Origin of the sequence: Pseudoalteromonas denitrificans DSM 6059, from assembly GCF_900112265.1 — a bacterium.
GTDB lineage: Bacteria > Pseudomonadota > Gammaproteobacteria > Enterobacterales > Alteromonadaceae > Pseudoalteromonas > Pseudoalteromonas denitrificans.
In genome coordinates this window covers 257,866-272,056 of the sequence record NZ_FOLO01000002.1, presented here as the reverse complement: position 1 = coordinate 272,056, position 14,191 = coordinate 257,866, and the positions used below count along the sequence as shown (strand labels likewise).

10 protein-coding genes are annotated in these 14,191 nt (G+C 34.4%); 6 read left to right on the top strand and 4 right to left on the bottom strand.

Translation table 11 applies throughout. The annotated features are described in order from the left end of the window. Positions 1–41: 41 nt before the first annotated feature. Positions 42–3,206, bottom strand: a complete 3,165-nt coding sequence (locus BM088_RS02675) for a DUF6531 domain-containing protein (RefSeq protein WP_091979651.1) — start codon at positions 3,204–3,206, stop codon at positions 42–44. Between the two features lie 169 nt (positions 3,207–3,375). On the opposite strand from BM088_RS02675, the gene BM088_RS02670 reads away from it, so the two are divergent. Beyond that, a complete protein-coding gene (locus BM088_RS02670; RefSeq protein ID WP_091979649.1) occupies positions 3,376–5,619 on the top strand; it encodes a TonB-dependent receptor in 2,244 nt (747 codons plus the stop codon). 81 nt (positions 5,620–5,700) lie between these two features. Here the strand turns inward: BM088_RS02670 and glnB are convergent, their stop codons facing one another. Together glnB and BM088_RS02660 are read right to left on the bottom strand one after the other, a co-directional pair. Next, complete coding sequence (glnB, locus tag BM088_RS02665) at positions 5,701–6,039, bottom strand: nitrogen regulatory protein P-II (RefSeq protein ID WP_091979647.1); 339 nt, start codon at positions 6,037–6,039, stop codon at positions 5,701–5,703. Between the two features lie 91 nt (positions 6,040–6,130). Beyond that, on the bottom strand, positions 6,131–7,300 hold the full coding sequence (locus BM088_RS02660) for an FAD-dependent oxidoreductase (RefSeq protein ID WP_091979645.1): 1,170 nt from the start codon (positions 7,298–7,300) through the stop codon (positions 6,131–6,133). A gap of 205 nt (positions 7,301–7,505) precedes the next feature. On the opposite strand from BM088_RS02660, the gene miaB reads away from it, so the two are divergent. The 5 genes from miaB to lnt all read left to right on the top strand — a co-directional run bounded on the left by miaB (position 7,506) and on the right by lnt (position 13,014). Continuing rightward, positions 7,506–8,939: a tRNA (N6-isopentenyl adenosine(37)-C2)-methylthiotransferase MiaB gene (gene miaB, locus BM088_RS02655; RefSeq protein ID WP_091979643.1), complete on the top strand. Its 1,434-nt coding sequence runs from the start codon at positions 7,506–7,508 to the stop codon at positions 8,937–8,939. 82 nt (positions 8,940–9,021) lie between these two features. After that, positions 9,022–10,068, top strand: coding sequence for a PhoH family protein (locus tag BM088_RS02650; RefSeq protein WP_091979641.1), 1,047 nt, complete (start codon positions 9,022–9,024; stop codon positions 10,066–10,068). After that, positions 10,061–10,516 carry an rRNA maturation RNase YbeY gene (gene ybeY, locus BM088_RS02645; protein ID WP_091979640.1) on the top strand — a complete coding sequence of 152 codons (456 nt, stop codon included), beginning with the start codon at positions 10,061–10,063 and terminating at the stop codon, positions 10,514–10,516. Before BM088_RS02650 ends, ybeY begins: the two co-directional genes overlap by 8 nt. 57 nt (positions 10,517–10,573) lie before the next feature. Next, entirely contained in the window at positions 10,574–11,446 is an 873-nt protein-coding gene (corC, locus tag BM088_RS02640) for a CNNM family magnesium/cobalt transport protein CorC (protein WP_091979638.1), read from the top strand. Between the two features lie 59 nt (positions 11,447–11,505). Continuing rightward, complete coding sequence (gene lnt / locus BM088_RS02635) at positions 11,506–13,014, top strand: apolipoprotein N-acyltransferase (protein WP_091979682.1); 1,509 nt, start codon at positions 11,506–11,508, stop codon at positions 13,012–13,014. 55 nt (positions 13,015–13,069) lie between these two features. On the opposite strand, the gene rlmM is transcribed toward lnt, so the two are convergent. Continuing rightward, complete coding sequence (rlmM, locus tag BM088_RS02630; RefSeq protein WP_091979636.1) at positions 13,070–14,188, bottom strand: 23S rRNA (cytidine(2498)-2'-O)-methyltransferase RlmM; 1,119 nt, start codon at positions 14,186–14,188, stop codon at positions 13,070–13,072. Positions 14,189–14,191 lie beyond the last annotated feature (3 nt).

Genomic DNA, 14,191 nt, shown 5'->3' with positions numbered 1-14,191 from the left:
GTCGAAAGATCTGATCGCTAGGTGGGCAATAAGTTCACTTCTTATCCAGAATTCAGGTTAGTATAAGCATATGACTTATCTAAAATACCACTTATTTGTTTTTGATTGAGTTGATAGTTTTTATCATATATTTGATTGAGCGTTTTAGCATTACCATAAGTTAGCCTCTTCATTGGTCCAAATGGTAAATATTCAATATTGGATGCTAAAGTCTGCATCGCACCATTAAAAGCGCTGCTCACTTGAGAGACTTGACCTAATACATTGAAGTTATAACTAATAACACGACCACTTGGATAAGTGATGCTTTTTTGTTTTCCTTGGAAGTTATAACTATATTCTGTGATACTACTATGCGAGTCTATTATTGTAATTTCTTTAACTATCTCACCATAAGCATTGTAATAATAAGTTTTATCGCCTGTAAGCTCAGTTACTTTACTTAGCCGTCCAATACTGAAATGATTGACTTCACTTTCGAGTGATAATGCATCATAACTAAAATTTATGTTGTCACTAATGTGAGCGTACATTATTGCTGAAATTCGATTTAGCGCATCATATTGATAAGAAGTGGTCACTTTTCTCTCATCTGTTTTGCTTAACATATTACCCGCACTATCATAGGTAAAAGATGTAATGCCCGTATCTGGGCTTATTTGTTTAATTAAATCTCCAAACTTATTGTATTCATATTCAGTGCTTCGCCCCAGTGCATCAGTTAATTTTGTTAGCTGATCTAGTTTATTATATTCAAACTTTGTTGCACTTTTTGCTTGGTCCAAACTTTCAGTTGCGCGATTTAAAGTATCAAAAGTATTCTCAACCTGAGTATTGTTAGGGTATATTTTTTTAATCAAACTGCCTGCAACATCATACTCATTAATCCAACTTTGCCCCAGCGCATTGGTCGTTTTACTTACTCTGTTCAATATGTCATAAGCACTTTTTTGAGTCAGCTTAATAACTTTATCATTACCTTCAATATCGCGTTGCGTAACATTCCCCATTAAATCATATGAAAGTTTAATGCTATTACCTGCGTTATCAGTTATAGCTATTAGCCTACGAGCATCATTATATTTATAATTAATTTGTAATCCATTTAATGATACTTGCGTAATTTGTCCTAATATATCGTACTGGTAAGTACTGATACGCTCTTCTTTTTTTGATTGAATTAACCGACCATTGATATCAAAAGTCAGCTCAGTTAATACACCATTCTCATCTGTTATTTGAGTTGCTTGACCAAAGGCATTATATGAGCCCAGTTGAATACTTTGATTCAAAGGGTTTGTAATCTTTTTCAAATAATTATTATCATCGTATTCATAGCTATAAATATCATCAACATCAGTTCTTGGTCCATCAACAGAAGTTAATAAACCATCAACGTTATAATAGTACCGTGTCATTCTGTTATGAGTACCATCCATCAAGGTATGGCTTTCTATTCGCCCTGCATTACCATATTCAGTTATTTCAACTAAACCATTCGCATAAGTAATTTTTGTAGGCTTTAAATAAACTGCATCATATTCAAAACTGGTTTTTTGCTCATTTTCGGTATAAAAAGATTTGGTTTTATTTAAAATAAAGCCCTGTACGTTATACCTAATGACCTCCATAATGCCATTTTCATCAGTTTTAGTTTTCACCCGCCCGTTATTATCATAGGTAAATGTCATTTCACTTTGAATACCAGAAGTACTACAACTATCACCTACTACCCTTTCGATTCTACCATTACTTCTAAATGTAATTTTTTTCGTTTTTCCATTCGCACTCATTACGGTAGATGTTTTATTGATGGGATCATAATTAACTGAAATAGCATCTACACCTCCAATATGGTGAGAACTCATAGCCTGTCCAGCTGAATTGTATTGCCATGAGGCATAATCAATGCCTTTTTTATCACGTATACTTAATAATCTAAATGTATCATCATATACATAGTTTTCTGTTGGGTTATCAGATAAATCATTTACTGTATCATCAGGGTAAATAACTGAAATTAAATTATTACCTTCATCGTATTTATATAAAATACGATTAGTGTCAGGTAGCTTCACTTCACTTAATAATAAATTTTCATTATAAAAATACTGTAACGTTTCATTGTGGATATTAGTGACCTTGCTTAACTTTTCATTTGTGCCATATGTAAATGATAAAGATTGACCATTACCATCTTCTATTTTTAAAAGCTTACCCGTTAGACTAAAAATAAATTGCTGTGTATTTTTGGCTATGTAACGCCATTGGTTATCTTCTTTGGTTAGGCTATCTGCATTTCTAAAATATGGCACATAACCGCCACCAAGAAATATAAACCGACGCACCTTGCCATCAGCGAGTTCAATTGCAACATTTTCCCCATTATTATATTCAGATAGTGAAATTTGATAATTATGTCGCCACTGAATATGCCCTTGTTTATTATTTTCAGATCCTTTATAAAAAGAAACTTTAGGCCCAGTATAAGAACTGGGTTGAATAATTTTTTTCCAATTAGAGGTTTTAATTTTTTTGTATGTTTCACGACGCGGTTCTTCTGCCCTTTGAGATTTATAGGAGCGAATAAATGCTAATGGTAGAGAGGTTTTTTGGCTAAAATCTATAAACTTTTGTACTTTTTCACCTCGATAGGTATCTATGGGATTGCCAGAGCGTGCATCACATTGTTGTACTTGTGAAATATTTCCTACACATTGACCTAAATTTTCATCAAATATTGGTTTTTCCGGTGGGCAATAAACAATGCACGCTTTTGCACTTTCAGAGTATTTAAAAGGTTTTAAACATACTCTCTCAAATATTCCCCATTTATGTTCCCAATGGTCATATAAAGTTCCACTAGTCCAAGAAAAATCACAGTCATATTCATGTGTATCAGGGTTAACACCAGCAACTTCTTGACTGATTTGGATCCACCACCAAATGTCATCTATTTGCTCTATTTCAGGCGCATTCCATGAACATGACGGAAGGTCTCCAGTAGTTGGCAAGCGTTCAAAAGTATAACTTGCACATTCTCCTAAAGGTATATCTTGATGAATACCATCAAGCTCAGCTTTAACGCAATATCCTTTAGTGAAAATATTTTCGGTTTTTGTACTCGTGTGGCCAGCATAGACTATTTCGCCTATAAAATTTACACACAAAATTATAGATAACAATATCCTTGTTAAAGTATTCATATTAAATCCTTTTAATAAAACTAAAGATTAGTAACTGATTCTTATTTGCACAAGGAGGTTAAAACAACTTACTTTGACATTCTTGAAATTTGCACTAGCTTTATTAAGGCGTTAAATGTATTTATTTCATATAGATAAAAAAATAAAATGAATTTTCTAAGTGAATCAAATGAAATCAAACATAGTTTCTTTTTTGCCTTTTATCATACCCTTATCGGTATTTTTTAGTACTATTACATATGCAGATGAAAGTAATACTCAAGATGATATTTTTAGTTTTTCTGTTGAAGACTTACTTGAATATGAAATAAACACAGCCTCTTTAAGAACACAATCAGCGGTACAAGCACCGGCTAAAGTAACAGTAATCAACTCAACCCTCATTAAAGACAGAAATTATCGATACTTATCCGATGTTTTAAAAGATTTACCCTCAGTGCGTCTATCTTTATATTCAGCCTCACCAGATTCAGGGTCTTCAGAAATGATCGTAAGAGGGATCCGAGGTAATAACAAAATCGTGTTAATGTGGAATGGCCAAAGGCTAAACCATCCTGACTCTCAACCTTTGCATATTACACCTTACCTATACCCCTTAAATGACGTAGAACAAATTGAAGTGATTTATGGCTCTGCATCTGCTTTATATGGAAGCGATACAGTGAGTATGACAATTAACATGATTTCAACCCAAACAAATGAAAGTGCAATTTGGCAAGCAGGTATAGATTATGGCCGCTACAATGAAAAAAAAGCATATATACAATATTTAGGTAAATTAGGAAAATTAAAAACATCTTTCTTATTAGATAAATACCAAACTGATGGTATTGATTTCTCCAATTTTGAACAATTTTATAGTCGCTACCCTGATGGCCCAGGGATCAATGCAGGTTTTACATTCTTTCCAAAAGATGAACGTTCACATCTTTATCACCCTACAGAAGAAAGCACAACGGCCAAATTAAGGTTTGAGCTTGGTAACTGGTCAATGCAAACTTATTATCAAAGGTTTAAAACACACACTCAACTTGGCTGGTCTCCGTTAACTTATGAAGCAAATAATAAAGCAGGTAATTATATATTTAAACAACTCGGCTTTTTCTTAAATCATAAATACGAGTTCAGTGATGGTGTTTTTTTAGAGTCTCTTGTAGATCATACTAGAAATCAGTTAGATCCTAATTCCCATTGGAGCAGACCAAATATGGCTCCTTTTCGTATTTATAGTGATAATTTAGAGCCAAGGGGTGTGGGCACTCGCACTTATAAACTAAATTTTGGCAACCGTACAAAAATTGAAGAAAGGGTTTCCTGGTCTGCCATAAACAACAAGCTTCACTCTGTACTGGGTATTTCATTAACAACAAATGATTTATTACCTAAATCAGCAAATTTAGATACACCTGGTTCATATAACAATTCATTTTCAACTGAAATAGATGATGTGCAAAAGTTTCATAATTTAAGCGAAAATAACATGGGGTTTTTCTACCAAGGTCAGTATGAGTTTTCAGATACGCTCTCTTTTACTTTGGGAGGTCGATTTGATGAACATAACCGATATGGCTCTACTTTTAATCCAAGGTTTGTAACTAATTATTATGATGAAAATACAAACTGGTTTGCCAAAGGTATAATCAGTACCAGTTATTTGGCCCCCGCTCCATTTTTTACGTTTAATACTTTTATAATTCCCAGAGATTCACAACAGGTACCAAACCCCAACTTAAAACCAGAAGAAACAACAAATTACGAATTTAACTTTGGAAAAAGCTTCAAAAACTATTCTTTTGAGACATCATTTTTTCATACAAAAATTAATAATTTAATTATGCAAGGACAAGTAAAATCAATTGAACATTTAACTGATGAGTTGGGAGACTATATATTTGTAACTCAGCATACAATTAATTCTGGTGAAACTATCATTGATGGTATCAATTTAGAAGTTAAAAATAAGTTTAATGATGCTTTAAGCTTTTACGCATCAATTAGTTATATTGATGGTGAAACAACAGATACAACAAATAATGGTTCCACTTATGACTTAATACATAACCCTAAAGTACAAGCTAAATTAGGTCTCGATAGCAAATGGTTAAACGATGATTTAACCTTATATGTAAAAATACAGTACACAGGTAAAGCAAAGTTTCATCCAAATAATTACCGTTTTCCGGCAACAGATAATAATGGAAAACAATTTGAAATGAACAAGTTTTGGTTATTAAATTTAGGCGGTAACTACAAAGTTAACAAACACTTAAAAATCCACTTTAATGTGGATAATTTACTAGATAAAAAATACGACCAGCCTATCGTAGGTCAAGAAACATCTAGCTGGACCAGAGTAGCGTCAACTCCAGGAGTGCCAAGACAAATTTATTTAGGTTTCGATGTTACTTTTTAAAAAAGGTTAAAGTAAATTGCACTCTTATCTGATAGTTATCACGTTTTTTAATAGCCATCAGATAAAATTTAAAGTCAAAAATTAAATTGCTTCTTCGTCTTCTTCACCTGTACGAATACGTACAACACGTTCAATCTCAGTGACAAATATTTTACCATCGCCAATTTTACCTGTTTGTGCTGTTTTTAATATCATATCAATTGCACGGTCAACATCTTCATCAGCCAGTACAATATCCAATTTAACTTTAGGTAAAAAGTCAACCATATATTCAGCACCACGATATAATTCGGTATGCCCTTTTTGACGACCAAAACCTTTCACTTCACATACTGTCATACCTGATATACCAATTTCTGAAAGCGCTTCTCTTACATCATCTAATTTGAAGGGTTTAATTATGGCTTCAATTTTTTTCATTTTTAGTCCACTTTGAAGGTCGTGATAAATAACAATGATTTAAGTTTAGCTAATCAATAAAACCTGTGCAATTGATATTACTATTAATACTTTATGAATCACCAATTGCGTATTTTAATATTTGGTTTTTGATCGGACCTGTTTTTGAAGCCACTTTCAATCCAAACTGGCGTAAGTGTTTTAATGGTTTGATATCATTTGAAAATACACCGTAACACGCATCCATCACACTCATCATTAATAAATTAGCGTTTCGGCGCTTGCTTTCATACTCTCGTAATAATTTATTACAGCCAACATCATCAGCATTCTCAAGTACCTGTGCTAAAGCAGCGACATCTTTAAAACCTAAATTAACACCTTGCCCTGCAAGTGGGTTAATTGTATGGGCTGCATCACCTACCAAAACTAAGCGTCCTTTAAAGTATTGATTAGCATGTGATCGTGTTAAAGGAAATACGCTCTGATTAATAATTTCAAAATCTCCCGCCAATTCAGGGTAATGATCTATTATTTTTTCTTTAAGTTGGTGCTTACTTAACTGATTAAATTCATCTAACGTTTTACTATGGTGATACCAGATCAAGCTAGCGTATGGTGCTTGTAAAGGCAAAAAGGCAACGGGTCCAGTAGGCTGAAATTGTTGCCAAGTAATATCTTGTTGAGGCGCATTTAATTTGATTAAAATTCCCATGCAAGACTGCTGGTATTGCCAACCTGTAGAGCCTATACCTGCAAGTTTTCGACATTGAGACTGCCCGCCATCGGCAGCAATTATTAAATCAACTTCAAATGTGATGTTTTCAAATTCAATCGTTATTTTTTCACTCTCAGGATTATTTTGAGTTATATTTTTTAATTTTCCAGATTGCGCTACGACTTTGATATTGAATCTTTCAAATTGTTGCCATAAAGCTGATTGTATTAGCTTATTCTCAATAATATGACCCAAATGGCTTTCACCAATATCACTTGCATTAAATTCAAGGTTAGATTCTAGAGATTCACAAACAGACAAACGCGTATAAGGTGCAATACGCCCTTGTTTCAAAATAGCCATAGCCCCAATTTCATCTAATAATTTTTCAGAGAAACGGTTAAGTGCTGAAATACGAATATCGGGAATATTGTCGGAGTCAATATCATTTAACTTTATAGCCTGATGTTCAATGAGCGTAATTTGGTGGCCTTGTTTTGCAAGCTTAACTGCCGCTGTTGCACCAACCATACCGCCACCAACAATAACAATTTGATTTTTCATAATATTTTATTCTAACTCTTTATAATATGTATTATACGCTGCAACTATAAAATACGAAACAAGGTTATGCTTTGATAAATTTGATTTGGTATTATAAAATACGCGCCCAGCTCTTATTCCTGATCTTAAAGTCATACCAATAAGAGCGTTAAAAGCTGTGATAAATTGCAGCTATCATTAAAAGCACGAGGCAATAGAAAATAGTATGGGTAAAAAGCTACATATAAAAACCTGGGGATGTCAGATGAATGAATATGACTCTCAGAAAATGGCTGAATTATTAGATGCAACAAATGGTTACGCACTCACAGATGTACCAGAAGAAGCAGATGTAATTTTACTTAATACATGCTCTATTCGTGAAAAAGCACAAGAAAAAGTATTCCATCAATTAGGTCGTTGGAAATTATTAAAAGATGATAAACCTGAGCTTGTGATAGGTGTTGGTGGTTGCGTTGCTTCTCAAGAGGGTGAAACCATCCGTAAACGCGCACCATTTGTTGATGTTATTTTTGGCCCACAAACTTTACACCGTTTACCTGAAATGATTAAACAAGTTCAAAGTAAGTCAGGTTCAGTTATTGATATTTCATTTCCTGAAATTGAAAAATTTGACAGTTTGCCCGAGCCTAAAGCAGATGGTCCCACAGCATTTGTTTCTATTATGGAAGGCTGCTCTAAATATTGTACTTTTTGTGTTGTACCTTACACCCGAGGTGAAGAGGTTAGTCGCCCATTAGATGATGTACTATTAGAAGTTGCGCAACTAGCTGAACAAAATGTTAGAGAAGTAAATTTACTAGGTCAAAACGTAAATGCATATAGGGGTGAAACTCATACGGGTGACATTTGTTATTTTTCAGATTTAATTCGTTACATTGCAGCAATTGATGGCATCGACAGAATTCGTTATACCACTTCTCACCCTGTTGAATTTACACCCGATATTATAGAAGCTTACCGAGATGTTCCTGAATTAGTCGACCATTTACATCTTCCTGTTCAATCAGGTTCAGATCGCATTTTAGCTTTAATGAAACGTAGCCATACAGCACTTGAATACAAATCAACAATTCGTGCCCTTAGAAAAGTTCGTCCAAATTTATGTATGTCATCTGACTTTATAATAGGTTTCCCTGGCGAAACAACCCAAGACTTTGAAGCAACGATGAAACTTATCAGTGACATTGGCTATGATATGAGTTTTAGCTTTATATATAGCGCACGCCCAGGCACACCAGCAGCAGACTTACCAGATGATGTAACTGAGCAAGAGAAAAAAGAGCGTTTATATCTTTTACAAAATCGTATAAGCCAAATGGCTCAAGATATCAGCAGAAAAATGTTTGATACCGAACAGCGAATTTTAGTAGAAGGCCCTTCTAAAAAGAATCCTATGGAATTACGTGGACGTACTGAAAACAACCGTGTAGTTAACTTTGTTGGCCCGCATACTGTTATTGGGCAGTTTGTTGATGTGCGTATTACAGAAGCACTACCTAACTCTTTACGCGGTGATTTAATTCGTACTGAAGCTCAAATGAATTTACGTAAAGATGTTGCCCCAGCAGAAATTTTAAGTAAAGCACCTACAAATGATGAAATTAATGAAATAGGTGTTGCTACTTTTACACCGTAAAAGTGCTATACATATCGACTAAAACCACTATTTAAATGACTTCACTCAATTTTAAATAGTGGTTACTCCCAAGGAAAGTATTTTGAGTAACAAATTAAAAACGGCTGAAATTTATTTAGAGCCTTCTGATAACCAAAGACTTAATTCCCTAATTGGCCCATTTGATGAAAATATCAAACACATTGAACGCCGTTTAGGACTTGAAATAGCACACAGAGAGAATCATTTTCGCATTACTGGTAAACATAAAAATGTAAATGCCGGCCTTGATTTATTACAAAGTCTTTATGTTGAAACCGCGCCTTTAAAAGGAATTATTAAAGAAATAGATCCTGAACTTATTCACTTAAGTATTATTGAGGCTAATTGCTTAGAGCAAGATAACAGCGAGTTTATAAATGATGCCTACATCAAAACCAGAAAAGGTGTCATAAAACCAAGAAACCCAAACCAAAATACATATATTTCAAATATTATTAATCATGATATTTGTTTTGGTATTGGTCCTGCGGGCACAGGTAAAACATACTTAGCCGTTGCAGCGGCAGTTGATGCATTAGAGCGCCAAGAAATTCGTCGTATTTTGTTAACCCGCCCAGCTGTTGAGGCTGGTGAAAAACTCGGTTTTTTACCTGGTGATTTAACACAAAAAATAGACCCTTATTTACGCCCTTTATATGATGCTTTATTTGAAATGTTAGGTTTTGAAAAAGTGGAGCGATTAATTGAAAAAAAGGTAATTGAAATTGCACCGCTTGCCTATATGCGTGGTCGAACATTAAACGATGCCTTTATTATTTTAGATGAAAGCCAAAATACCACGGTAGAACAAATGAAAATGTTTTTAACCCGTATTGGTTTTAATTCTCAGGCTGTGATCACTGGGGATATAACACAAGTTGATTTACCCAGAGGCGCACGTTCAGGTTTACGCCACGCCATTGAAGTATTATCTGAAGTAGATGAAATTAGTTTTAACTTTTTTGAAGCAAAAGATGTGGTACGCCACCCAGTAGTTGGCCGTATTGTTATGGCGTATGAAGCCCATGATGAAGTAGAACGAAAACAAGCTTTAGCAAAAAAAGAGCAATATAACTTAAATAAATCCAGAGATAAGCAAAATGATTGATCTAGATTTGCAAATAGCCTGCGAATTTGAAGACTTACCAAGTGAAAAAAGTTTTCAGCAATGGGCACAAAAAGCATTAGAAAAATTTAAACCCGATGCAGAATTAACAATTCGCGTTGCCGACAGCGCTGAGAGTCAACAATTAAATTTTGAGTATCGGGGTAAAAATAAAGCAACCAATGTTTTATCTTTTGAATTTGAAGCACCTCAAGGCATAGAGATAGCACTGATAGGTGATCTTTTGATATGCCCTGAAGTTGTAAAAAGAGAATCAATTGAGCAAGATAAAGAGTTTCATCATCATTTTGCACATATGGTTGTACATGGATGCTTGCATTTATTAGGTTATGACCATATAAAAGAAGATGAAGCACAAGAAATGGAAAGTTTAGAAAAAAATATATTAGCAACTATGGGTATTGACGACCCTTATAGAGATGATGTTTAATTAAATTAAACTCTTTTTCTAAATTATTATTAACACAACGGAGCTAAAAAAAAGCGTATGAGCGACGACAACTCGCCGAGTAATCAGGGTTCTTCAAATAAAACATGGTTAGAGGCAATTGCCCAGCTGTTTCAAGGAGAACCCCAAAATAAAAAAGAATTAGTTGAAGTTATTGAAGATGCACAACATCGAGAGTTAATTGATTCTGATACTCAAAAAATGATCCAAGGTGTATTAGGGGTTTCTGAACTTAAAGTAAGAGATATCATGATACCCCGCTCACAAATGATCACCTTAGACATAGAAAAACCTTTAACTGAGCTCTTGCCACTTATGGTGGAAGCATCCCACTCTCGTTTTCCGGTTATATCTGAAGATAAAGATCACATTGAAGGCATATTGTTAGCAAAAGACTTATTGCCTTTAATTTTAAAAAATCACGATGAATTACCTCCATTATCAGAGCACTTACGCCCTGCTATTGTGGTGCCTGAAAGCAAACGACTTGATACGCTCTTAGATGAATTTCGTCAAAAGCGCTATCATATGGCTATTGTTGTTGATGAATATGGTGGTGTATCAGGACTTGTTACGATTGAAGATATTTTAGAAATCATTGTGGGAGAAATTGAAGACGAACACGATGAAGAAGAAATAGAAGATATCAAACAACTGGCAAAACATGTTTATTTAGTACAAGCGCTTACCCCACTAGATGAGTTTAATGAATATTTTGATATGAACTTCAATACAGATGAAGCCGATACAATTGGCGGTATCGTATTACATGCCTTTGGTCATATGCCTGAGAAAGGTGAAGCGATTGAGATATCTGATGTTAACTTCAAAATTGCCAACTCTGATAGCCGACGTATTGGTCAGCTTCAAATTACGATCCCAAAAATACCGGAAGTTGACTGCGCAATTTGATTAAAATAAATAAAAAACCTCTGATAAAAAGTACACTTTCTTTGCTAGCGGGTGTACTAATGACTTTTTCCTATGCGCCATTTAATTTTTGGCCATTAGCTTTTCTTTGCATCGCAATCATAATGAATAATGCGATGCCTTCAAAGAGCATAACCCCAAAAGAAGCCACTAAACATGGTTTTATTTTTGGATTGGGTTGGTTTGGCGCAGGGATCAGTTGGGTTCATGTTGCAATCGCTGATTTTGGGGGGTTACCGCTCATAGTTTCGCTAATATTAATGCTGATACTGTGCGCCTATTTAGCAATTTATCCTGCGTTAGCCTTTGGCCTCAGCGCCAAACTCTACCACAAAACAGTTACTATCGAGAATAACGTTTCTGCTAAATATTACTTATGGATAATGCTTTTTTTACCCATTTTTATGCTAATGGAAACCCTTAGAGCAACGATGCTTACCGGCTTTCCCTGGCTTTCTTTAGGTTACGCCTTAACAGATAGTCCATTTAATATATTGTCACCACTCATTGGTGAGTTTGGCTTAACAGTTATACTTATCTTACTCTCTTTTAGCGTACTGATTTTAATAAAAAGAAAGCTCTGGCAACCTTTTGCACTTACAGCCTTATTATTAGTTTCACTTGCACTCAGTACACCTTATCTTAGTGATTCTCACTACATAAAAAAAGAAGTCAAAGTTCTATTAGTGCAAGGAAACATCCAGCAAAATTTGAAATGGGATCCAGATCAAGCTTGGCCTACAATGCAAAAATATCTGGATTTAACCCGTAAAAATTGGGATGTTGATTTAGTTTTATGGCCAGAGGCCGCGATCCCTGAAATCGAAACCTACGCAAATAGTTTTTTAACCCAATTAGATAGTGCCGCTTCTTTTAATAATGCCGCATTAATTACAGGGATCGTAGATTATCAAAGGGATACTAAAACCGTTTATAATAATTTAATTGTTGTAGGTAAAAAAAATACAGACAGCACACAAGGGCATTATCAGTATTTACATAATAATCGTTATACTAAACATAAACTACTCCCCATTGGTGAGTTTGTACCCTTTGAAGATTTTTTAAGACCTTTAGCGCCTCTCTTCAACTTAGCAATGTCTTCATTTACCCCAGGAGAAGCAATACAGAAAAACTTAATCGCGAATGGTTTACATGTATTGCCTGCTAATTGCTTTGAAATTGTATTTTCAGATTATTTACGTAACAACCATGAAAAAAGTACAGATGTATTGTTAACTGTAAGCAATGATGCTTGGTTTGGAGACTCTCATGGGCCTCACCAGCATATGCAAATAGCAAGAATGCGCTCTCAAGAGCTTGGTTTACCTTTATTACGAGTAACAAATAACGGGATCACTGCTGTATATGACCCCCTTAGCCATGAACAAATATCTTCAAAACAATTTGAAACTAATGTTCTGAAAACTCAATTCAAAAAAATCTCAGGCACGACTTTTTATAGCAAAAATGGTGATACGCCATTGTGGGTATTATTAATCATTACATTTTTTAGTATATTGATTATATTAAGAAAGAAAAATAAATAAAAAAGGGGTCGGAGTTAATAATACGTTTATTAACTCCGACCCCTTTTTTTATTTATTAATATTTTAGGTGTTTTGGCATTTTAGTAATTTGTAAATTAACAGTGATTTCTTCCCTGTCATGATATAGGTGTTTTGCTTGTAACTTAAACTCAATGTTATATTTTTTAAGTTCAGTGCGAATTAAACTTAGATTTTCATAAACACTATCAAAACGTTTTTTCATCGGTAATTTAAGATTAAAAATAAGCTCAGTTACAAAACCATTAACAGCCCAATCAATCATTAACTTTGTCACTTTTGCTGGTTTTTCAACCATATCACAAACTAGCCAATCAATATTTTTTTTATCGGATCTAAATTTAAAGCCATCTTCTGTGAAATGTTTTACTTGTCCAGTTTCCATCAATGACTCAGCCATAGGGCCATTATCAACAGCTTGTACAAACATACCACGTCTTACCAGCTGATATGTCCAACCACCTGGGCATGCACCTAAATCAACTGCATTCATACTTGAGCGAATTCTTTGTTCTTTTTCGCTATCTGGCACAAATACGATGAAGGCTTCATCTAACTTTAATGTTGAGCGGCTAGGTGCCGCACCTGGCATTTTCAGCCTCGGAATGCCCATAAAGAATTCTGAATTATTATTTGTATATGAATAACCAACATAAGCAACTGAGCTTGATAAGAGCAAGACATGCATTATCGGACGTTTATTACTTGATGTATTTACAGAGCCTTTCTTATCGTCAATCAATCGATTCTTTTTTATCAATTTATGTTTTAAGGGTACTGATAGTTTTTTACAAAATCTAAGTAACTCTTTGCCATCATTAGTATCTGGGGTTTCAACACGTAATTCACTACACAGTTTAATCTCAGAACAAAATTGCTCAGTAGCCTCAACAAGGGGAGTTACTCTGTCTTCGTCAGGCATATTTTCTACTAATGTTGCTGCAAACCACTGCCGTGCAAATACCATTTGTGTAAATGGGACATTTTTAATTATTTTATCAGCATGACCTTCTTCAAAACACTGAAAAATAACAAAACCACTTTGTGCTTTTGTTTTTACATAACCCGCAACATTTTGTTGTGTTGCTTGGTGTGTGATTTCGGCTGCTGCATCACTTTCAAAACCAATACGACAGTAAATAACAATACAATTCATTAA